The 22998-nt window shown below is 70.1% G+C and carries 15 protein-coding genes and 1 tRNA gene; 6 read left to right on the top strand and 10 right to left on the bottom strand.

Features of this window, described 5'->3' with window-relative positions; genetic code table 11:
- Positions 1-96: 96 nt before the first annotated feature.
- From FHS07_RS13575 to FHS07_RS13595, 5 genes are all read left to right on the top strand, one after another.
- Positions 97-2799 carry a transglycosylase domain-containing protein gene (locus tag FHS07_RS13575; protein WP_183420435.1) on the top strand — a complete coding sequence of 901 codons (2703 nt, stop codon included), beginning with the start codon at positions 97-99 and terminating at the stop codon, positions 2797-2799.
- The gene (locus tag FHS07_RS13580) at positions 2790-3719 is read left to right on the top strand and encodes a metallophosphoesterase (RefSeq protein WP_183420436.1); all 930 of its coding nucleotides are present in this window, start codon (positions 2790-2792) and stop codon (positions 3717-3719) included. Before FHS07_RS13575 ends, FHS07_RS13580 begins: the two co-directional genes overlap by 10 nt.
- A gap of 116 nt (positions 3720-3835) precedes the next feature.
- A complete protein-coding gene (locus FHS07_RS13585; RefSeq protein WP_183420437.1) occupies positions 3836-5344 on the top strand; it encodes a hypothetical protein in 1509 nt (502 codons plus the stop codon).
- Positions 5345-5607: 263 nt separating this feature from the next.
- Positions 5608-5681 (top strand) — tRNA-Pro (locus FHS07_RS13590).
- Between the two features lie 315 nt (positions 5682-5996).
- On the top strand, positions 5997-6776 hold the full coding sequence (locus FHS07_RS13595) for an HAD-IIB family hydrolase (RefSeq protein ID WP_183420438.1): 780 nt from the start codon (positions 5997-5999) through the stop codon (positions 6774-6776).
- Between the two features lie 219 nt (positions 6777-6995).
- On the opposite strand, the gene FHS07_RS13600 is transcribed toward FHS07_RS13595, so the two are convergent.
- The 7 genes from FHS07_RS13600 to FHS07_RS13630 all read right to left on the bottom strand — a co-directional run bounded on the left by FHS07_RS13600 (position 6996) and on the right by FHS07_RS13630 (position 14670).
- Positions 6996-7817, bottom strand: a complete 822-nt coding sequence (locus FHS07_RS13600) for an SIP domain-containing protein (RefSeq protein WP_183420439.1) — start codon at positions 7815-7817, stop codon at positions 6996-6998.
- A 10-nt stretch (positions 7818-7827) separates the two neighbouring features.
- The gene (locus tag FHS07_RS13605; protein WP_183420440.1) at positions 7828-8571 is read right to left on the bottom strand and encodes a FadR/GntR family transcriptional regulator; all 744 of its coding nucleotides are present in this window, start codon (positions 8569-8571) and stop codon (positions 7828-7830) included.
- A gap of 63 nt (positions 8572-8634) precedes the next feature.
- Positions 8635-9663, bottom strand: a complete 1029-nt coding sequence (galE, locus tag FHS07_RS13610; protein ID WP_183420441.1) for a UDP-glucose 4-epimerase GalE — start codon at positions 9661-9663, stop codon at positions 8635-8637.
- Positions 9664-9855: 192 nt separating this feature from the next.
- Positions 9856-10461 (bottom strand): thymidine kinase, encoded by a 606-nt coding sequence (locus FHS07_RS13615; protein WP_183420442.1) that lies wholly within the window; start codon positions 10459-10461, stop codon positions 9856-9858.
- Between the two features lie 7 nt (positions 10462-10468).
- The gene (locus tag FHS07_RS13620; protein ID WP_183420443.1) at positions 10469-11941 is read right to left on the bottom strand and encodes a malate:quinone oxidoreductase; all 1473 of its coding nucleotides are present in this window, start codon (positions 11939-11941) and stop codon (positions 10469-10471) included.
- Positions 11942-12043: 102 nt separating this feature from the next.
- Complete coding sequence (locus FHS07_RS13625) at positions 12044-13114, bottom strand: aspartate-semialdehyde dehydrogenase (protein ID WP_183420444.1); 1071 nt, start codon at positions 13112-13114, stop codon at positions 12044-12046.
- Between the two features lie 269 nt (positions 13115-13383).
- Positions 13384-14670 carry an aspartate kinase gene (locus tag FHS07_RS13630; protein ID WP_183420445.1) on the bottom strand — a complete coding sequence of 429 codons (1287 nt, stop codon included), beginning with the start codon at positions 14668-14670 and terminating at the stop codon, positions 13384-13386.
- A gap of 215 nt (positions 14671-14885) precedes the next feature.
- Here FHS07_RS13630 and FHS07_RS13635 point away from each other — a divergent pair, with 215 nt between their 5' ends.
- Positions 14886-16283 (top strand): threonine/serine exporter family protein, encoded by a 1398-nt coding sequence (locus FHS07_RS13635; RefSeq protein ID WP_183420446.1) that lies wholly within the window; start codon positions 14886-14888, stop codon positions 16281-16283.
- 336 nt (positions 16284-16619) lie between these two features.
- Here the strand turns inward: FHS07_RS13635 and recR are convergent, their stop codons facing one another.
- The 3 genes from recR to FHS07_RS13650 form a co-directional block, all read right to left on the bottom strand.
- Positions 16620-17213 (bottom strand): recombination mediator RecR, encoded by a 594-nt coding sequence (recR, locus tag FHS07_RS13640; RefSeq protein WP_183420447.1) that lies wholly within the window; start codon positions 17211-17213, stop codon positions 16620-16622.
- The gene (locus FHS07_RS13645) at positions 17213-20149 is read right to left on the bottom strand and encodes a DNA polymerase III subunit gamma and tau (protein ID WP_183420448.1); all 2937 of its coding nucleotides are present in this window, start codon (positions 20147-20149) and stop codon (positions 17213-17215) included. The genes recR and FHS07_RS13645 overlap by 1 nt, the downstream gene beginning before the upstream one ends.
- Before the next feature lie 307 nt (positions 20150-20456).
- Complete coding sequence (locus tag FHS07_RS13650; protein WP_183420449.1) at positions 20457-22994, bottom strand: glycoside hydrolase family 65 protein; 2538 nt, start codon at positions 22992-22994, stop codon at positions 20457-20459.
- Positions 22995-22998 lie beyond the last annotated feature (4 nt).

Raw genomic sequence — 22998 nt, forward strand, 5'->3', positions numbered from 1 at the left:
GGCGCGCATTGATCGTGCGCGCGCGGACGAATGGCGTACGCGCGCGAGCGCACGCCTTCAAGGCATCGCCCAGCAACGTCGCTTAGCATCAAGCCTATGCCCGAGAACAAACGTACGGCTAGCGGTGCCCTCGGCGGCATCCTGGGCCTCGTCGGACTCAGCGCGGTCGCCGGACTCCTGGTCACCGCCGCCGTGACGCCGGCCATCGCCGTCTCCGGTGCCGCTGCCTCCAGCGCCATCACGATCTTCGACAAGATGCCGAGCTATCTGCAGCCCGACGAGCTGATGCAGCCCACCACGCTGATGGCCGGCGACCGGGTGCTGGCGAAGTTCTACGACCAGAACCGCTCCCCCGTCACCTTCGAGCAGATCGCGCCCGTCATGTACGACGCCGTCCTGTCGTCGGAAGACCCCCGCTACTACCAGCACGGCGGTGTCGACCTGATCGGCACCACGCGCGCATTGCTGAACAACGCCGCCAGCGGCGAGACGCAGGGTGGTTCCTCGATCAGCCAGCAGTACGTGAAGAACGTGCTCGTGCAGCGGTGCGAGCGCGACGCGAAGGCCGTCGAGCCGACCGAGACCGACCCGGTGGGCAAGACGCGTGACGAAGCGCTGCAGGAGTGTGCCTTCGCGGCCGTGCAGGCCGAGGGCGCCGAGGGCTACCAGCGCAAGCTGCAGGAGATGCGCTACGCCATCCAGCTCGAGAAGGAGTACTCGAAGGATCAGATCCTTCTGGGCTACCTCAACATCGCCAACTTCGGCGGCGTGACCTACGGCATCGACGCCGCAGCCAAGCGCTACTTCGACATCTCGGCCTCGCAGTTGAACATCGGGCAATCCGCGGTGCTCGCCGGCATGGTGCAGAACCCCAACCGCTTCCGCATCGACCGTGTCGAGGGCTCGATCGTCGACGCCGACGGAACGGCGTACAACAAGCAGCCCGACGGCTCGATCGACGACGTCGATCAGAGCACCATCCAGGCGCTCTACACGCTGCGCGACAACGGCGAGATCACGCAGGAGCAGCTCGTCGCGGCGGCCGACGGCTACAGCGAGACCAAGGGTCGTCAGCTCTACGTGCTGAGCCGCATGGAGGCCGACGGCAAGATCACGCACGAGCAGTACGTGCAGTTCGCGATCGAGCCGATCACGCCGAAGCTGTCCGAGACCGAGCAGGGCTGCGGCTCCTCGGGCGCCCCGTACTTCTGCCAGTACGTCGTCTCGACGATCCTGAACGACCCGGCCTTCGGTGCCGAGACCGACGATCGCGTGCGCGCGCTCCGCCAGGACGGTCTGACCATCCAGACGACGCTGGACTGGCGGATGCAGGATGCCGCGCAGAACACGATGAACGAGAACACGCCCCAGAGCGTCGAGGGCATGAAGTTCGGTTCGAGCGCCGTGAGCCTCGAGGCGAAGACCGGCCGCGTGCTGGCGATCGCGCAGAACACCAAGTTCACGCAGGACCCGGAACTGGCGCAGTCCGACCCGTCCTACAACTCCATCGTCTTCGCCGGGGATTCCACCAACGGCGGCTCGATCGGATTCAGTGTCGGGTCGACGTTCAAGCTGTTCACCCTCGTCGACTGGCTCGAGAAGGGTCACTCGCTCAACGAGACGCTCAACGGACGCCTGCAACCCGTGCCGAACATGACGAACTCCTGCCAGGGCAACTGGGTCAACCCCGGCGGCGTGCGCATCAACAACTTCGCCAACAGCCAGGGCTACGTCGGTACGCCGATGATGTTCACGCGCGACTCCCTCAACACCGGTTACCTCGCCATGGCCGCCGAACTCGACCTGTGCGACATCGCCAACGTCGTCAAGAAGCTCGGTGTGAAGACCGGCGACGGCAAAGAGATCCTCATGGCAAATGCGAACGAGGTGATCGGTAGCGACAACGTCTCGCCCATCGCGATGGCGGGCGCCTACGCCACCGTCGCCAACGGCGGCAACCAGTGCCAGCCGAAGGTCATCGACAAGGTCACGACCGCCGACGGCGAAGAGCGCCCCATCCCGGAGCGCGTCTGCTCGCCGGCTCTGACACCCGAGATCGCCGCCACGGCCGCGTACGCCCTTCAGGGCGTCATGGCGCGAGGCGGAACAGGGTCGACGGCCAATCCCTTCGACGGCACCGCTGTGATGGGCAAGACCGGAACCCACGAGGGCCACGAGACCTGGATGATCGAGTCGTCGACCAACGCCACCACCGCGGTGTGGGTCGGCAACTGGGACGGTGACGTCGACCTGTTCGGGCAGTACTTCAACGGCACCCAGCTCAGCGACATGCGTTACGTGCTCGCCCGCGACATCCAGAGCGCCGCCAACGAGTTCTACGGCGGCGACCGGTTCCCGGACCCCGTCTCGAACCTGCTGCGCACGCAGCAGCGCGATCTGCCGAACGTCGTGGGTCAGAGCATCGACAGCGCCCGGTCGACCCTGACCGGCGCCGGCTTCCGCGTCACCGTGGGCGACCCCGTCGACTCCGCGTCCGGCGAGGGCACCGTGGCCGCGCAGAGCCCCAACGGCGGCTCGGCCCCGGCCGGTTCCACCATCACGATCAACCCCGGTAACGGGCAGACCGGCACCGTGCCGAACGTCGATGGCCAGACCGTCCCCGCAGCCCAGGCGGCGCTCGCCGGTGCGGGTTACGGCAGCATCTCCATCGGGGCATGCCAGCGCGACGCCAACGCCCCGGCCGAGGGCCAGGTCGTCAGCACCAACCCTTCAGGCGGCACCGCGGCCAACAGGAGCACGGCGATCGCTTTGTCGGTCGTGGCGCGGGAATGCCCGTGACGCGCCCTCTCGTGACCGCCGCCCTCGCGCCCCTCGGGGTCGCGGGGGCGGCGGCTGTCGGGGCCGCCGCCTGGGGTGTGGGCGTCGAGCGCTACCTCTTCACGGTGCGCTACCACGCGCTCCGTGTCCTTCCGAAGGGCGCGGAGCCCCTCCGCGTCCTCCATGTCTCCGACGCGCACATGGCGCCGTGGCAGCACCGCAAGCAGGAGTGGATGGCACGCCTGGCGGAGCTCTCCCCCGATCTCGTCGTCAACACGGGCGACAATCTCGGACATCGAGACGGGCTCACCGGCATCCGCACGGCTCTGTCCCCCCTGCGCGGTGTGCCCGGTCTCGTCGTGCACGGTTCGAACGACTACCAGGAGCCGGCTCCGCGCAACCCGTTCCGCTACTTCATCGGTCCGTCGGGGCATCTGCCGGCGCACAAGCACCTCGACGTCGACGCGCTGGATCGTTTCTTCACCGACGACCTCGGGTGGAGCATCCTCGACGACACGGCTGTGTCGCTGGAGATCAAGGGGCTGCGCGTGACCGCCTTCGGCGTGAACGACGGCCACCGCGGCTGGGATCACCCCGAGCTGATCCCGCCGGTCGTCGAGACCCTGGATACCGCCGACATCACCCTCGGCGTGATGCACGCGCCCTACCGGCGCACGCTCGACACGTTCACCGACCTCGGCGCGGACGTGCTGCTGGCGGGCCACACCCACGGCGGACAGGTGCGCGTACCGTTCAGCCGTAACGCGCTCGTCTCCAACTGCGACATCCCGCTCGACCAGGCCCGCGGCCTCAGCGAGTGGACCCACGACGGACGCACGGTGCCGTTGAACGTGAGCGCGGGTCTCGGCCATTCGATCTACGCGCCCGTGCGGTTCGGCTGTCGCCCCGAGGCGACCCTTCTGACGCTGCTGCCCCGCTGAGGCATCCTCCCCACCCACGCAAGGGGTCGATCCGTGCACGGATCGGCCCCTTGCCTCGTTGTCGCGCGGGCGTCGTCATGGACGATCGAGTCTCCTCGAACGAAGGGACTCCTCACATGCATCACCCTCCTCCGTCACATCGACGAACTCTCGCCGCACTGGCCGTCATCGCGGCGCTCCTCGGCGGTCTCGGCGTGGCTCCGGCCGCCCACGCCGCCGATCGTGGCACCGGCTTCGGCACCTGGGCGCCGCTGTCACGCACGGGCTGGCACGGCTCGATGCGGGTGGGCGATGTGCACACCTACTGCATCCATCCGGGCCTCCCCGTCGCCACCGATCCCACGACCGATCGCGGTGTCTCGTCGGACGTCAACGGCCTGAGCCCGCAGCAGCTGGTGTCGATCAACCACCTGGTCAGCACCTACGGTCAGACCGACGATCCCGTGCAGGCAGCCGGCGTCGGGTGGGCCGTCAAAGCGATCGTCGACCGCGACACCACCCTTCACTCGTGGGGGTACACCGGCGACAGCTTCCCCGAGGCGATCGACTACATCATGCGACGAGCAAGTCCCGAGAACAGCGCGGCGGTGCAGGAACGGGCGGTGCATTACCTCGCGGAGGCCGAGAGCATCGCCGTTCCACGCGTCGGAGGTGCGCTGGCGTTGACGACGCGCGATGACGACCCGACCCGCGGCACCGTGACCGCCGATGTGGACCCCTCCGCGACGGGCAGTCTGCACCTCGAGAACGCCGTCTTCGCCGACACCGGTCGAGGTGATCGTGCGGACGTGCGCCCCGGGCAGAGTTACGACATCATCGCGCCCGCGTCCTCGTCCGACGGCGGCCGTCCGTACACGGTCCGCGCGACGGGGTCCTTCTCCGTGCGCTCCGCCGCGATCCACTACTACTCCACGCCCGGACAACAGGAATCCGCCGGACCCGCCGGCCCCACGACGTTCACGCTGTCGGCACAGGATGCGACGCCCCGACTCGTGCGCTTCTCCCCGCGCATCGAGACGACCGCTCGCATCGAAGACGGTCGTTTCATCGATCGCGTCACCGTGTCGACCGCCGACGGCGTGTGGCCACGCCATGCCGACGGTTCGTTCGTGGTGATCGCCGCAACCGCCGACGTCTATCGAACGGGCGCCTTTCCGGCCGAATCGGCCGAGATCCCGTCGAACATCGACCCCGTGATGCGCCTAGACCTGCGAACGGACCCGAGCACCGGGCCCGGCGCCTATGAGGTCGCGTCGGAGCACCTGCCCGGACCGGGTGTCTACACGGCCGTGTGGCGCGTCGATCGAGCGGATCAGGATGCCGACGCCCTCGCCCACCTCCCGGCCGACTACCTCTGGCAGGAGCGCTTCGCCACTCCCGCGCAGACCGAGCAGCTCGCGCCCACGCCCCCTCCGAGCGATCCGACCCCGTCTGCCACGCCTCCGTCCGCCGTCACGACTCCGCCGGCTCCCGCGCCGTCCGCGTCCGCCGCCCCCGCGGCCCTGGCCTCGACGGGAATGTCCGCGGCGTCACTGGGAGGTGCGGGTGGGGCGGCGGCCGCCGTGATCGGGATCGGAGTGATCGCCTGGACTGTGGCGCGGCGTCGGTCCACTCCGAAAATCTGATCGCGTCCGGCGCCTGGTCGGGCCCGGCGATCTGATCCCGACTGGTGGCCCGGCCGCCGCCGCGACTATTCGCATCGATCCCGCCGCCGGCTCCACCTTCGCGGCCGTCCTCGTCGTCCCGCATCGAGGACGGCCGCAAACCGCCTCCCCCGCAGCGGGTGCCACTCCAGCCGAGGACGACGTGGACTCTCCCACGACGCGCCCGAACCTCGACGCTGGTTCGGAGCAGGGGTCGGAACAGGGTAGACTTTTCAAGTTGCTCACGGGGTGTGGCGCAGCTTGGTAGCGCGCGTCGTTCGGGACGACGAGGCCGCAGGTTCAAATCCTGTCACCCCGACAACAGAAACGACTCATACGGCAGACGATCAGTCTGCTCGAGCCGTCTAACACGAGGAGCCTCCCGCGGGAATGCGGGAGGCTCCTCGTGTCGGTGTGCCCGCGTCGCGTCGGTCATGGCCATCGGCGATATGTCCTGGCCCCTCTTCCCGAACGCGTGAACGTCCTCCCTCTCGCCCTCGAGCGCCCTGGGGTTCACCCGACGGGGAGCACGACCAGTCCCCCGTAGAATCGATGCGGGCCGTCTGCGGCTCCGCGCCGTGCTCGCCTCGACGGGCGTTGATCTCACCGCGACCCCGAGACCTCCAGGAGAACCGTGTCCGACGCCTCGCCCCGCCTCGTCGCCTTCGACCTCGACGACACCCTCGCCCCGTCGAAGTCGGCCATCGACCCCCGCATCGGTGATCTGCTGCTGGCCCTGGCGGAGCGCGTCGAGGTCGCCATCATCTCGGGTGGGCAGCTGCAGCAGTTCCGCACCCAGGTCGTCGAGCGTCTGCCGCAGGCCGCGCCCGCGCTGCTCGCGCACTTCCACCTCATGCCCACCTGCGGCACGCAGTACTACCGCCTGACCGCCGAGGGCGTCGAGACGGTCTACGCCCACTCCCTCACCGACGACGAGAAGCAGCGCGCACTGTCCGCCGTCCGCGAAGAAGCCGAGCGACTGGGCCTCTGGGAGGCCGAGCCGTGGGGCGACATCCTCGAGGACCGCGGCTCGCAGATCACCTTCTCGGCCCTCGGGCAGTCCGCCCCTCTCGAGGCGAAGATGGCGTGGGACCCCACGGGCGAGAAGAAGAACAGCCTGCGCGAGGCGGTGGCCGCCCGCATTCCCGACCTCGAGGTGCGCTCGGGCGGCTCCACCTCGGTCGACATCACCCACCGCGGCATCGACAAGGCCTACGGCATGAACAAGCTCGTCGAAGCCACGGGGATCCCCCTCGACGACATGCTCTTCGTGGGCGACCGCCTCGACCCCGACGGCAACGACTACCCGGTACTCGCGATGGGCGTCGAGTGCCGGGCCGTACACGGCTGGGAAGACACCGCTTCGTTCCTCGAGAAGCTCCTGCCGACGCTTCCCGAACGCGCCGGAGAGTAACAGCGACGACCACGCCCGGGCGCGCCACTGCGGTACGACTGGTCCCGGCCGCTCCGTCCGGCCCAGCGGCCCCGGTCGGGGCACTCGACGGCACCGGATCCCACCCTCGCGGCCACCGGACGGCGCCGGAGTCCACCCGCGCGGACACCGGACCGGGCCGGGGCTTGCGAGGCGTCCCGACCGCGCCGGGCCACGACCGCTACCGACCCCGCGGCTACCTCAGACGATCTGGCCGATCGGCTCGCGCTTCTCGGCCTGGAAGCGGTCTTCCGTGCGGCCGTAGGCCCAGTACCCCGAGAGTGACACCTGGTCGCGCGCCAGCCCCCAGCGACCGAAGACGATGTCGCGCAGCGCTTTCATACTCTCGCGCTCCCCGTGCGCGAACACCTGACCTCGCCCGTCGAACGGATGCCATTCGGCCACCGCGTCGGCCAGGACCGGTGTCGCGCCGGCCTCGGCTGCGCCGCGGTGCACCCACACGATGCGCACTCCGGCCGGGGCGACGAGATCGAGCTGCTCCTCGGCGTTCTGCACCTCAAGGAACGCCACTCCGGCGGCATCCGGTGCCAGGGCTTCGAGAGCCGCCGCGATGGCCGGGATCGCCGACTCGTCACCGATGAACAGGTGCCAGGCCGCGTCGGGGTCGGGTGCGTACCCCCCGCCGGGCGAGGACACGACAAGACGGTCGCCGGGTTGTGCGCGCGCGGCCCAGGGTCCGGCGAGTCCCTCGTCTCCGTGCACGACGAAGTCGATGGTGAGCTGATCGCCGTCCACCGCGCGGACCGTGTACGTACGGGTCACGGGCAGGTCTTCCGGGGGAAGGGTCTCACGGAGCGCAGCGAGATCGTACGGCGGTTCGAGACCGAGCTCCGACTTGACGAAAGTGATCTTCACGTAGCGATCGGTGTACGGGCTCTCGCGGAACGCGGCGAGGTCATCGCCGCGGGCGTGGATGCGCACGAGGTGCGGACTCAGCCGCTCTGTCGAGACGACGTGCAGGATGTGCTGGGGACGCGGCGGACGCGCGGGTCGATCTGTCACGGGGCCCTCCTCAGGCGGTGGTCACGACGATGTCGGAATCGGCGGCGTCGACACGCTGAGCCTCCGCCACCTCGGTGTAGTAGCGGGTGATGTGGGCGCGGACGGCCTCACGTGCCTCGTCGGCCTCGCCGCGCGACACCGCGTCGACGATGTGCCGGTGTTCGCGCCGTAGCCGGTCCACCACCGTCGGCCACGCGTCCAGGCGGGTAGCCCCGGCCCCCGTGTACTCCTCGATGGAACTGCGGAGCCCGGCCATCATCGCCGAGATCACGGCGTTGCCCGACGCCTCGGCGAGGGTCTGGTGGAAGCGCGCGTCGAGGGCGAGGAACTCCCCCGGCGTGAGGCCGTCGGCATCCATCGCTCCCAGCAGGTCGTCGGCACCGGAAAGATCGACGTGCGCCTGCGCGAGGCGCTCGGCGACGTCGCATTCGAGCACGATGCGTGTGCGGACGACGTCGGCCAGGGGGAAGCCGTTGGCCGCCACCTGCAGCCGCAGGAAGGCCGCGAGACCACCGCGGGGGGTGGTGACGATCATTGCCCCCGCCGTAGGTCCCGAACCGGTCGCGGTGCGAACGACACCGAGCACCTCGAGCACGCGGACCGCTTCGCGGACGCTCGAGCGGCCGACGCCGAGCTGTGTCGCGAGTTCGCGTTCCGGTGTCAGTCGGTCGCCCGCTGCCAGTCGCCCGTCACGCAGATCGCTCTCGATGCGCTCGAGCACGACCTGCCACGCGCGCGGTGCGGTGCTGGCCATGGGATCCCCTGTTCGGCCGGCCGTGGCGGTGTGGCCGGACCACACCACCCTACGCGCGGATGATCAGGCGTCGGCGGTCGTGACGTACCCGGCGGGATTGGTGGTCTGCCAGTTCCAGTAGTCGCGGCACGCGTCGTCGATCGACAGGCGGGTACGCCACCCCAGCAGCTCGCCGGCTTTCGTCGGGTCGCAGTACGTGGCCGCGACGTCACCGGGGCGGCGGTCGAGGATCTTCTTCGGCAGGTCGTGGCCCACCGCCTTCTCGAAGGATGCGACGAGTTCGAGCACGCTCACCGGGCGGCCCGTGCCGAGGTTGAACACCTGGTGTCCGGGCTGCGCGCTCTCGAGGGCGGCGACGTGCCCCTCGGCCAGGTCGACGACGTGGATGTAGTCGCGCAGGCCCGTGCCGTCGGGGGTGTCGTAGTCGTCGCCGAAGACGCCGATCTCGTCGAGCGTGCCGATCGCGACGCGCGAGACGTAGGGCATGAGGTTGTTCGGGATGCCGGCGGGATCTTCGCCGATGAGGCCCGACGGGTGAGCACCCACCGGGTTGAAGTAGCGCAGCACCGTGACGTTGAGCTCGGGGTTGACCCGGGCGACGTCCGCGAGCACCACCTCGTTCATGCGCTTGGACTTGCTGTACGCGTTCGAGAGGTCGACGCTCGTGGTCGACTCCTCGGTGAAGGGCAGGTCGGCCGGGTCGGAGTAGACGGTTCCCGTGCTGGAGAACACGAACGAACGGATGCCGTGGGCGAGACCCACCCGCAGCAGCGCGAACGTCGTGTCGAGGTTGTTCGAGTAGTAAGCCAGCGGCTTCTGCGTCGACTCGCCGACGGCTTTGAACGCGGCGAGGTGGATGATCGCGTCGATCGGGCCGTGCTCGTCGAACGCGGCCTCGACGACGGCGTCATCAGCGGCGTCCCCGACGACCAACGGTGCGGGCTTTCCGGTGATCTGCTCCACCCGCTCGGCGGCGACGGCGTGCGTCCCGGACAGGTCGTCGAGCAGGACGACGTGGTGGCCGGCCTCGAGAAGAGCCACGGCCGTGTGAGTTCCGATGTAACCGGCACCGCCGGCCAGGAGTACGCGCATGCCCCCAGGCTATCGGTCAGCGGCGACACCGCCCTCTCGCGACGAGGGCGCCGGTCACGCGTGCCGAACTCCGGAGAAACCCGACCCGCGCCGCACCATCGGCCCGCGGACGCCGACGGTCGGTCCGACTCTCCGGAGTTCGACACACCCACGACCGACGGCCACAGCGCGACCGCACCCCGTGCGTCGATGTCAGCGTCCGTCGAGCCGACCGCCGGATTCGCGCAGGTAGCAGACGGCGCACATGGACTCGTACGTGACCTCACCCTGGATCTGCCCCTGGTCGATGGCGACCTGGTCGCCGTCGAACACGAACCGACCGCCGACCAGGCGGGCGTTGAAGATCGCCTTGCGACCACAGCGGCAGATGGTCTTGAGCTCTTCGAGGCTGTGCGCGATCTCGAGCAGGCGCGCCGATCCGGGAAAAGCCTCGGTGCGGAAGTCGGTGCGGATGCCGTAGGCGAGCACCGGGATGCCGTCGAGCACGGCGACGCGCAGCAGATCATCGACCTGCGCGGGGGTGAAGAACTGCGCCTCGTCGACGAGCAGGCATGCCACGGGTGCGTGGCCCGCCGCCGCTTGGAAGACCTCGCGCAGGTCGTCGTCGGGGCCGACGAGGAAGTCGACCGCTCGCATGACCCCGAGACGGCTCTCGATCTGGCCGGCACCCTTGGTGTCGATCTCGGGCTTGGCCAGCAGCACGCGCTGACCGCGCTCCTCGTAGTTGTACGCCGCCTGAAGCAGGGCCGTGGACTTACCCGAGTTCATCGCCCCGTAGCGGAAGTACAGCTTCGCCACGCGGGCCTCAGGGGTTGATCGCGAGCGCGCGGGCGGTGGCATCCAGCTCTTTGCGAGCCACCTCCGGACGCGTGTTCAGCGTCTCGCCGTAGCTGGGGATGAGGTCGCGAAGACGCGGTTCCCAGTCGGCCATGCGGTCGGGGAAACAGGTCTTGAGAAGGCCCAGCATGATCGAAACGGCCGTCGAAGCTCCGGGTGACGCCCCCAACAGCCCGGCGATCGAGCGGTCTTCGGCGGTGATGACCTCGGTACCGAACTGCAGCACGCCGCCCTTGGCCTTGTCGCGCTTCATGACCTGGGCGCGCTGACCGGCGTCGAGCAGCTCCCAGTCCTCGTCTTTGGCGGTGGGCATGAAGTCGCGCAGACTGTCGACCTTCTTCGCGTGCGTCTTGAGCAACTCGCCCACGAGGTACTTGATGAGGCCCGGGTTGTCCACGGCGACCTTCAGCATGGGGAGGATGTTGTGCGGGCGCACCTGGGTGACGATGTCGAGCATCGAGCCGTTCTTGAGGAACTTCGGGCTGAAGGTGGCGAACGGGCCGAAGAGCAGGGCCGACTCGCCGTCGACGACGCGCGTGTCGAGGTGAGGCACCGACATCGGCGGCGCGCCGACCGAGGCCTGCGAGTAGACCTTCGCCTGATGCTTCGACACGATGTCGGGGTTGGAGGTCTTCAACCACTGCCCGCCGATGGGGAAGACGCCGTAGCCCTTGATCTCGGGGATGCCCGAACGCTGAAGGAGCTTGAGTGCCCACCCGCCCGCGCCGACGAAGACGAACTTCGCGTTGATCGAGCCGGGGGTACCGCCGATGACGTGACGGTAGGTGACCTCCCACGTGCCGTCCTTCTGCTTCTTCAGCTTCTTGACGTCGTGGTTGGTGACGACCTCGACGCCCTTCTCACGGAGGTTGGAGAAGAGCTGCCGCGTGAGCGAGCCGAAGTCGACGTCGGTGCCGGCGGGGACGCGCGTGGCGGCGAAGGGCTCGCCCTTGCGACGCTTCTGCATGAGCAGCGGCGCCCACTGGTTGATGACGCGGGAGTCCTCGCTGTACTCGATGCCGGCGAACAACGGCTGCTGCTTGAGCACCTCGTAGCGCTTGCGGAGGAACGCGACGTCTTTCTCGCCGCGGACGAAGGTCATGTGCGGGGTGGCGTTGATGAACGTCGACGGCTCGTCGAGCACTCCCTCGGCAACCAGGGACGCCCACAGCTGGCGGCTCTGCTGGAACTGCTCGTTGATCGTGACCGCCTTGGCGGGGTCGATCGAGCCGTCCTTGCCCTCCGGCGTGTAGTTGAGCTCGCACAGCGCCGCGTGGCCGGTGCCGGCGTTGTTCCAGGCGTTCGAGCTCTCCTGCGCGACGTCGCTCAAGCGCTCCAGCACCGCGATCTTCAGATCGGGCTGGAGGTCCTTCAGCAGCGTGCCGAGAGTGGCGGACATGATGCCGCCACCGATGAGGAGAACATCGACGTTTTCAGTCACTCGACGATTCTAGGTGCGAGCCGTGAGGTGTCTCGACATCGAGAGATCGGTCGGTTCGATGTCGAGACAACCCCGGCTTCACGGCATCCGGATGCCGTTTGCTCAGACCCGCGCGGCGAGCTTCTGCGCCACGATCTCGGCGATCTGCACGGCGTTCAGCGCCGCACCCTTGCGCAGGTTGTCGTTGCTGATGAAGAGCACGAGACCCTTGCCCTCGGGCGCGGACTGATCGGCGCGGATGCGACCGACGTAGCTGGGGTCGGTGCCGGCGGCCTGGAGGGGCGTGGGCACCTCTTCGAGGCGGACGCCGGGGGCGTCGGCGAGCAGTTCGCGCGCGCGCTCGGGCGAGAGGTCGCGGGTGAACTCGGCATTGATGCTGAGCGAGTGGCCCGTGAAGACGGGCACGCGCACGCAGGTGCCCGCGACGCGCAGCTCGGGCAGCTCGAGGATCTTGCGGCTCTCGTTGCGCAGCTTCTTCTCTTCGTCGGTCTCGTTCAGGCCGTCGTCGACGAGGTTGCCGGCGAAGGGGATGACGTCGAAGGCGATGGGCGCGACGTACTTCTCGGGCGCGGGGAAGTCGAGCGCCGAACCATCGCGGACGAGGCGCTCCACGTCGCCCTGCGCGAGCACGCCCTCGACCTGTCCGAGGAGCTCGCGCGCGCCGGCGAGGCCGGAGCCGGAGACGGCCTGGTAGGTGCTGACGATGAGGCGTTCGAGGCCCGCCTCGGCGTCGAGCACCTTGAGAACGGGCATGGCGGCCATCGTGGTGCAGTTGGGGTTGGCCACGATGCCCTTCACGGCCTGGTCGATCGCGTGCGGGTTGACCTCGCTCACGACGAGGGGCACCTCGGCATCCATGCGCCATGCGCTGGAGTTGTCGATGACCAGGGCGCCGGCCTCGGCGAACCGGGGCGCGTGGGCGCGGGAGCCCGTCGCACCGGCGGAGAACAGCGCGACCTCGACGCCCGCGGGGTCGGCGGTGGCGACGTCTTCAACCACGACGGAGTGACCGTCGAACTCGACGGAGGTGCCGGCGGAGCGGGCCGTGGCGAACAGTCGCAGCTCGCGGATCGGGAACGAGCGCTCGCTCAGGATCTCGAGCATGACGGTGCCGACCTGGCCGGTGGCGCCGACGACGGCGAGAGAGATTCCGGAATCGGAGATGCGGGTCATGCGAAGTACCTCGGGTGCTCGGGAGTGGATGCCGCGACGACGGCGTTCGGGTCAGGGTAGCGCGGGCAGCGGTGGGGCGCCGACCAGAGCGACACAACGCAGGAGAACTGTCGCTCCACTGCCGCAGATCGGCGGAAATCCGCCGTCGCACGCGGCCTCGGCGGGGAAACTCCTGCGTTGTGTCCGCGCGGTGCGAGACCCGGGCGACGAGGGCTGCTCCGGTCGGACCCCCCGGCGGGGGCGACTGTGGGGCGGGTGCGGCGCCGGCTTCAGCGGCCGGTGCCGGCGTGGACGGTTACCTCGTCGTCGCCGTCGAGACCGTAGGCCGTGTGCACGAGGCGGGCGGCCTCGGCGAGGTCGACACCGCGCACGACCACCGAGATGCGGATCTCGGAGGTCGAGATCATCTCGATGTTCACGCCCGCCATGCTCAGCGCCTCGAACAGCGTCGCGGAGACACCGGAGTGCGTGCGCATACCGGCACCCACGACCGACAGCTTGCCGATCTGGTCGTCGTGCACGAGGCTCTCGAACCCGACCTCGGACTGCTCGGCGGCGAGCGCGCGGAGGGCGGTCGCCGCATCGGTCTTGGGGAGCGTGAAGGAGATGTCGGTGCGGCTCGTCGCGGCCGCGGAGACGTTCTGCACGATCATGTCGACGTTGGCGCCGGACTTGGCGACGATCTTGAAGATGTCGGCGGCCTTGCCGGGGACGTCGGGAACGCCGATGACGGTGATCTTCGCCTGACTGAGGTCGGTGGCGACGCCGGCGACGATGGGCTCTTCCATGGTGTCTCCCTCGGGGACGAGCGGTGAAGTCTTCGAGGCGTCGAGCACCCAGGTGCCCTCGCCCGAGCTGAAGGTGGAACGCGCGTGGATGAGCACGCCGTGGCGACGGGCGTACTCGACCGCACGGATGTAGAGGACCTTGGCGCCGTTGGCGGCGAGCTCGAGCATCTCTTCGCTGCCGACGCGGGCGAGCTTGCGGGCGAGGGGGACGACGCGCGGGTCGGCGGTGTAGATGCCGTCGACGTCGCTGTAGATCTCGCACACGTCGGCCTTGAGCGCCGCGGCGAGCGCGACGGCCGTCGTGTCGGAACCGCCGCGGCCGAGCGTCGTGATGTCGCGGGTGTCGCGGTTGAAGCCCTGGAAGCCGGCGACGATGACGATCGCGCCCTCATCCAGCGCCTCGCGCAGACGTACGGGAGTGACGTCGACGATGCGGGCGGCGCCGTGCGTGGCGTCGGTGATCATGCCGGCCTGGCTGCCGGTGAACGAGCGGGCTTCGAACCCCATCGAGTGGATGGCCATCGCCAGCAGGGCCATCGAGATGCGTTCACCGCTGGACAACAGCATGTCGAGTTCGCGGGGCGCGGGGATCGGTGCCACCTGGCCCGCGAGGTCGAGCAGTTCGTCGGTGGTGTCGCCCATGGCGCTGACCGCGACGACGACCTCGTGGCCGGCGCGACGCGTGTCGACGATGCGCTTGGCGACCCGCTTGATGCTCTCGGCGTCGGCGACGGACGAGCCACCGTACTTCTGGACGATCAGAGCCATGAGGAGAACTCCCGGGAGGGGCGTGCGTCGGGATACCACGACGGGGCGCCCGGATGCCGCGCCCGAGGGTTCATCTTACGGAACGCCGTATACGCGCCCGTACATGATCCACCATCCCGGCCACGCGATCGACCTCGTGCGCCCCCGGGCGGACTCCCGAGCGGTCGCGGATAGGATCGACGCGTTCCACCCCCTCCCCCCCCTGGAGCGATCGCATGGCGCTCACCCCCGCTACCTGGCTGTCTTCGCTACGTCGCCTCACGCACTCCGCCGACGCGGCGTCGCTCGACACGACCCTCCTCCCGGTCGTCGACGAGGCGCTGGCCACCCGCATCCTCGACCTCGCCATCCGCATCGGCGAGACGATGCTCGTCGTCGGCGCCCCCGCGAACGAGGTGACGCTGACGATCGTGCGCGTGTGCGGAGCGTACGGACTCGACCCCGTGCACGTGGACGTGACCTACAACTCGATCACCATCGCGCACAGCCGCCCGGGGGCGAGCCACCCGACCACCCTCCTGCGCGTGGTGCGGGGGTCGGTGCCCGACCACGCCAAACTCCAGCGTCTTCAGGCACTGGTGACGGAGGTCGCCGACGGGCTCGCCCTCGACGACGCGATCGTGCGCTGCCGTGCGATTCGACGTCTGCCGTTCCGCTACCGCCCGGCGATCGTGATCGTCTCGCAGGCGTCGCTCGCCGCCGGTGTCGCGATCATGTTCGGCGCCAACTGGCTCGCGCTGGTGCTCTCGTTCATCGCCGCAGCCTTGGCCGCCACGACCCAGCACGTGATGGCCCGTGCGCGGGTGCCGTACTTCTTTGCCCAGATCGCGGGCGGTTTCGTGCTGACCGTCGTCGCCGCCCTCTCTCCCCTGCTGCGCTACACCGGCCTGGATGCCGCCGCCGACATCCGTCCGTCGGTGATCGTGGCATCCGGGATCGTCCTCATGCTCGCGGGGCTCACCGTGGTGGGCGCGGCACAGGATGCCATCGACGGATTCGCACTGACCGCGACCGGGCGCATCCTCGAACTCACGACGCAGACACTCGGTGTGGTGCTGGGCATTCTGGCCGGGCTGGAGACCGTGCGCGTGATCGGGCTGGGCATGTCGCCGCCGTCGAACGCCTTGCCGCTCGGACCCCTCACCGTGCAGTTCATCGGCGCCGCCGTGATCGCCATCGCCGTCGCCGTGTACAACGGCGCCGGGACCCGGATCATCGTCGTCTCCGCCGCCCTCAGCCTCGTCGCGTGGGCGGGATATGTCGGAGCGACGGCGCTCGGGTTCGAGGTGGCCGCCGCCAGCGGCGTCGGCGCATTCATCGGCAGCTTCGCGGGCATCGTCGTCGCCTACCGCCTGCACGTGCCGTCGGTGGCGATCACGACCGCCGCCATCCTGCCGCTCGTGCCCGGTGCGGCGGTGTTCCGCGGGCTGCTCGGCATCGTGGAATCCGGCGACGACCCCGCTGTGCTCATGACCGGCGTCACGACCCTCGCGGGGGCTGCGACCATCGGCATCGCCCTCGCCGTGGGGGCCTCGCTCGGCATCTACCTCGGCCAGCCCGTGCGCGCGACGCTGTCGAGCGTCACCCGGGCGCGGGCGCGGGCGCGCGGGTAGGGCGCCCGCGGCGCAGCGGGCGGTGCGGACGGGCGCGACACGGCACGCGGTGCGGACGGGCACGACGCGGCACGCGGTGCGGACGGGCACGACACGGCACGCGGTGCGGACGGGCACGACACGGCACGCGGTGCGGGCGGGCGCGACACGGGCGGGACGGCGCGGACGACGCAACCGCGGAGAACATCCACGACAGGCCTCATCTCGACCCTCGCGATCGGCACGCCGGCGGATCGCCCCACCGTTGTGCCGGCGCCACACCTGCCGGGGCGGGCGCTGAGCGTCGACGGGAGGCCGTCGGGGCGGTCGAGGGGGCCAGCCGAGACCGGGGTTCCGTCAGAGCGTGCGACGACCCTCGAACGCGCGACCGAGGGTGACCTCGTCGGCGTACTCGAGATCACCGCCGACGGGCAGACCGGATGCCAGACGCGTGACGCGGATCTCGAGGGTGTGCAGGAGTCGGCTGAGGTAGGTGGCCGTGGCCTCGCCCTCGAGGTTCGGGTTGGTGGCGAGGATGACCTCTTGCACCGTTCCGTCTGCGAGCCGTTGCATGAGTTGCGTGACGCGCAGGTCGTCGGGGCCGATGCCGGCGATGGGGCTGATCGCGCCGCCGAGCACGTGGTACAGCCCACGGAACTCACGGGTGCGCTCGATGGCTGCGACGTCTTTCGCGTCTTCGACGACGCAGATGAGGACCGGGTTGCGTCGCGGGTCACGGCAGATGGAGCAGCGATCCTGCTCGGACACGTTGCCGCAGATCTCGCAGAACTTCACCTTGTCGCGGATCTCGCCGAGCAGTGTGGACAGGCGCGAGACATCGAACGACGGTGACTGCAGGATGTGGAACGCGATGCGCTGCGCGGACTTCGGGCCGATGCCCGGGAGTCGGCCGAACTCATCGATCAGGTCTTGCACGATGCCGTCGTACATCAGCTGAACCTCGTCGGTGGCTCGTAGGGCTCGTCGCGCACGTAGGTGGCGCCGAGCATCTGGCGGACGACCGCCTCGCCGTACCGCTGGACGCCGCCGCGGAGCGGGGCCATGCGCGGAACGACCACGGGGGGCAGGGGGGCCTCGACGTCGTCGGCCGGCGGGATGACGTCATCGTCGTCGACCTCGTCGGGTGCGGGGACCGAGGGCGTCACCTCACGCGGCGGGAGCACCACGCCGGGGTGAACGGCGAACGCCTCGGGCGGCGCGGCGGCCTCATCGGGCTCGTCGTCGACGGCCAGGGCCGTCGACGCGAGACCGGCGGAAGCGATGTCGCCGCCGAGGGGGGACGCGGCGGAAGACACGCTCGTCGCGGCGGCTGACGCGGAGGATGCCCCGGCGACGTCAGCGGAAGGAATCGGTGCGACAGCCCACTCGGTGACCGACGCCGTGTAGGGCGCCGTCGATCGCGGGGCGGAGGGAGCACTCGCGGATCCCCCGCCGCGAGGGGCGTCGGATCCGCCCGCGGGACCGCGCGGAGGCGCTCCGGGGCCGGAACCCCCCGGACCGTCACCATCGAGGCGCGCGAGATACTTCACGCGGACGCCGAGCACGGTCTGGATCGCCTGGCGCAGGTCTTCGCTCGCACCCCCGTCGGGCGTGCGCGTCTTGAAGGCGTTCAGGTCGCCGGCGGCGCGGAACGACAGGGTCAGCACGTCGTCGTCGAAGGCACGCACGGTGGCGGTCGTCACGACGAGCCATGAGGCGCGGCTCGCGACCTCGAGTTGGGCGAGGATCTCCGGCCAGGCGTCGCGCAGATGCCCGAGTTCGATCGGCCCGACGGGGGTGACCGGCGGGGTCGGGGCGGAAGCCTCGAGCGGTGAGACGTCGTCGGTGGCGGCCTCCGGCTCCGCAGGCCCGGGAACCGGTGCGGTATCGGCGGCGGTCGGCGCCGAGACGTCGGCGGCGGCACGGACCGACGCGGTGTCGTCGGCGGCGGCGGTCGGCGCGGCGGCTGCACGCGCGGACGCCGCAGCCGGCTCGCGACCCTCAGACGAAGGCATGGTCGAGTCGGGATCGGACGTCTCGTGCGCCGAGACGGCGGGATCGGGCGTGCTCCCCGTGGTCGGCGCCGTCTCGGGAGTGGGTGCGGTGTCGAACGGGTGCGCGTCGGCATCGGCTCGTGCGGCGGGCGTGCGCCCGCGTCCCCCGGGCTCGGCGACCGGTTCGGGGTCGTCGAACGGCGGCGGCGCGTCGTCATCGGTGAGCGGCGGTGCGTCATCGTCGAGCGCACCCCGCGCGGGCGTCGCCTCGGAACGCGCGGGTGCCTCCGACGGACGCGGTGATGCGTCCGACGGCTGCGGGGAGGCCGACGAGGCGGCGGAGGACGTGGGGGGCGTGGGGGGCGTGGGCCCGCCGGGCGCGGCGATCGTCGGCACGGCGACAGCCGGCGCGGCGACGCGGGGCGGGGTCGAAGCGGCGGTCGACGCACCCGTCGACACGGTGCCGGGCGACGCGACGGACGGCGGCGCGACGGAGGTCGACGGGCCGGACGGCGACGCGACCCGGGGAGGCGCCACGCTCGAGGCACCCGACTCGGGTGCGGCGACCCCGGCAGAAGCGATCGCCGGAGACGCGACCCGCGGCGACGGCGATGCGGAATCCGTTCTTCCGGGTGCGGCGATGTCGGCTGCGGGCGATGCGGGGCGTCCGGTGGCCGGAGCGAGCTGCGGGGCGGCCGACGTCGAGCCGCGCGCCGCCTCGAGGTCGTGGGCCGCCGCGGGCGAGGTGCCCTGCGACACTCCTGCGTGGGTGAGCACGCGCGCGACGAGCAGTTCGAGCTGCAGGCGTGGCGACGTCGCACCCGTCATCTCGTCGAGCGCGGCCACCACGAGGTCGGCCGTGCGCGAGAGGCGGTACACGCCGAAGGCGGTCGCCTGACGAGCCATGCGCTCGAGCTCGTCGTCGGGCACTCCACGCAGGACGGCGGACGCACCGGCGCCGGTCGCCGCCACGATGATGAGGTCGCGGAGCCGCTCGAGCAGGTCGTCGACGAACCGGCGGGGATCCTGTCCGGTCTGCACGACCCGATCGACCGCGGCGAAGGCTCCCCCGCCGTCGTTCGAGGCGAACGCGTCGACGACCTCGTCGAGGAGCTCGGAGTGGGTGTAACCCAGCAGGGCGACGGCCCGCTCGTAACGGACGAGGACGTGGCCCGCCGGTTCGGTCCCCGAGCCCGACGAGGGGTCGGATCCGGCGATGAGCTGATCGAGAAGCGAGAGCGTGTCGCGGGGAGAGCCGCCGCCGGCGCGCACGACGAGCGGCAGCACACCGGCCTCGACGCCGACCCCCTCGGTCTCGCACAGTTCCTGGACGTACTCGAGCATGGCCGCGGGCGGGACGAGGCGGAACGGGTAGTGGTGTGTGCGCGAACGGATGGTGCCGAGCACCTTCTCGGGCTCGGTGGTGGCGAAGATGAACTTCACGTGCGCGGGAGGCTCTTCGACGAGTTTCAGCAGCGCGTTGAAACCCTGCTGCGTGACCATGTGGGCCTCGTCGAGGATGAAGATCTTGAACCGGTCGCGAGCGGGAGCGAAGATCGCGCGCTCGCGCAGGTCGCGGGCGTCGTCGACACCGTTGTGGCTGGCCGCGTCGATCTCGACCACGTCGAGCGATCCGCCGCCGCCGCGACCCAGCTCGACGCAGCTGTCGCACGTGCCGCAGGGGGTGTCGGTGGGGCCGGCTGCGCAGTTGAGGCAGCGGGCGAGAATGCGGGCCGACGTGGTCTTTCCGCAGCCGCGCGGACCCGAGAACAGATACGCGTGACCCACGCGATCACTGCGCAGTGCGGTCATCAACGGCTCGGTCACCTGCGACTGCCCGATCATCTCACCGAACGCCTCGGGGCGGTATCGGCGGTACAGGGCTGTCGTCACCCGAACAGCCTACGGCGTCCCTCCGACATCGCCTCCGCGGCATCCTCCTCCCGCGTGCGGCCGGCCGCCGCGCTCCCGATCCCGGGGCCCTCATCACGCCGCGACCGGTCCCGAGAACAGGGGATGCCGCCGGTGCAGGCCGGTCCATCGGCATCCGCCCCTGTACCCGCCGGATCACCTGTTCTCGGCGGACCCGCGAGGACGCACCCGGGAGGACGCACCCGAGGGACGCACCCGCGAGGCGCGCGCGCCCCGAAAACACCGAACGCGGCGCCCCCTCACGAGAGGAGGCGCCGCGCCCGAGGAGTCAGAAACCTCCGTCGAGGCCGACCGCGATGGGGGTGTCGTCGTCGTTCACGACCGGGATCGTCGCCGTGACGATGGGCACCGATGCCGACAGCAGCGTGCCGTCCTCGCGCACCGAGCCCTCGAGCTGACGGATCGAGGGGCGACCCGGACGCACCGGACCCTGCCCGTGCAGCGCCACGCGCACCGTCTCACCGGGAGCGACGGTGTAGTCGACGTCGCGCACCGCGAACGCGACGGGCGCGCCCTCCTCCCCCGCGCGCAGCGTCAGCGCGTTCGCGGTGAGGGTGACGTTGAGGCGCGTCCCGTGCCAGTGCAGCACGTACGACAGCTCGGGCCAGTCGGCCGGGAGGCGCGGGTCGAACGTGAGCCGCCCGAAGTGGTCGCGCATGCCGCCGAAGCCGCTGATCAGCGCCGTCCACACACCGCCGGCCGACGCCACGTGCACGCCGTCGGAGGCGTTGTGGTGCAGGTCGCCGAGGTCGACGAACGCGGCCTGACGGAAGTACTCCAGCGCCAGGTCCTGGTAGCCGACCTCGGCCGCGAGGATCGACTGCACGACCGCCGACAGCGTCGAGTCACCGGTGGTCAGCGGGTCGTAGTACTCGAAATCGGCGAGCTTCTCGGCATCCGTGAAGTGATTGCCCTGCAGGAACAACGCGAGCACCACGTCGGCCTGCTTGAGCACCTGGTAGCGGTAGATCACCAACGGGTGGAAGTGCAGCAGCAGCGGACGCTGGTCGGGCGGCGTGTTCTCGAGGTCCCAGATCTCGCGCTCGAGGAAGACGGCGTCCTGCGGATGGATGCCGAGGGCCTCGCTGAAGGGGATGTGCATCGCCTCGGCCGCGCGGTCCCAGCGCTCGGGCTCGGAGGGATCGAGGTTCATGCGCTCGGCCATGTGCGCGTACGCGTCGGGGTCGTTGTCGGCGAGGTCGCGGACCGTGCGGGCGGCGAAGCGCAGGTTGAAGCGCGCCATCACGTTGGTGAAGAGGTTGTCGTTGACGACGGTGGTGTACTCGTCGGGACCCGTCACGCCGTGGATGTGGAACGAATCGTGCTCGCCGTCGTCGGCCGCGTCGCTCGAGCGCCAGAAGCCCAGCGTCGACCACAGCCGCGCGGTGTCGACGGCGATGTCCACGCCCTCGCGGGCGAGGAACTCCTCGTCGCCCGTCGCTCGCACGTACTTCGCCAGGGCGAAGGCGACGTCGGCGTTGATGTGGTACTGCGCGGTGCCGGCGGCGTAGTACGCCGAGGCCTCCTCGCCGTTGATCGTGCGCCACGGGAAGAGCGCTCCGGCCTCGTTGAGCTGGTGCGCGCGCTTGCGTGCGGCCGGCAGCATCAGGTAGCGCATGCGCAGGGCGTTGCGCGCCCAGAGGGGCGACGTGTACGCCAAGAACGGCAGCACGTACACCTCGGTGTCCCAGAAGTAGTGCCCGCTGTATCCCGAGCCGGTGACGCCCTTCGCGGGAACGCCCTGGCCGTCGGCGCGGGCCGCCGCCTGCGCGAGCTGGAACAGGCACCAACGCGTGGCCTGCTGCAGGTCGCCGTGTCCGCCGATGCGCACGTCGGAGCGCTCCCAGAAGTCGGCGTACCAGTCGATCTGCTGGGTGAAGAGGCCGTCGATGCCGGTCTCCACCGCTCGGTCGAGGGTGCGGCGGCACCGGTCGAGCAGTTCCCCCGTGGGGACGCCCCGCGACGTGTGGTAGCTGACCAGCTTGGTGATCGTGGTGGGGACACCTGCGCGCGCCTGCACGCGATAGACGTTCTTGGCGATGTCGGGCTCGATGAGACGGCGCGCGGTGTACTCGTTCTGCGTGTCGACGAGGTGGTCGGCGATGACGGCGAGCGTCATGTTCGACTCGCTGACCTCGTAGCTCAGGGCCGACCGATCGCCGTCCTGCCAGTACTCGCGCGGTTGCAGCACGCGGTCGCTGAGCTTCTCGGTCTTGCGCGGGTCGAATCCGGCCTTCCCGGATGCCATCGGCGAACCGCCGTAGATGCCCTCGCCGTCCTGCCGGTTCAGCAATTGGCTGCTGACGATGACGGGAGCATCGGCGTCGAGCACGGTCACGGTGAGGCGCAGCACCGCGAGGTGCTTCTCTTCGAACGAGACGAAGCGTTCGTCTTCGATGCGCACGCGTTTGCCGGAGGGGGTGACCCACAGGAGGTTGCGACGCAGGATCCCCTGGCGCATGTCGAGGACCCGCTCGTACTCGCGGACGTCGGCGACGTCGAGCGAGAGCGGCTCGTCGTCGACGTAGACGCGCAGGACCTTGGCGTCGGGCGCGTTGATGATGGTCTGGCCGACCTCGGCGAAGCCGTAGGCCTGCTCGGCGTGGCGGATGGGGAACGTCTCGTGGAACCCGTTGATGTACGTGCCCTGTTCGAGGGCGAAGCGGCCCTCGATCGAGTTCCCGCGCAGGCCCAGGTAGCCGTTTCCGACGGCGAAGAGGGTCTCGGTGACCCCCACGTCGTCGAGCGAGAACTCGGTCTCGACGAGGCGCCATTCGTCGACGGGGAAACGATCGCGATCGATCATCGGG

It is taken from the genome of Microbacterium proteolyticum (genome assembly GCF_014192415.1).
GTDB lineage: Bacteria > Actinomycetota > Actinomycetes > Actinomycetales > Microbacteriaceae > Microbacterium > Microbacterium proteolyticum.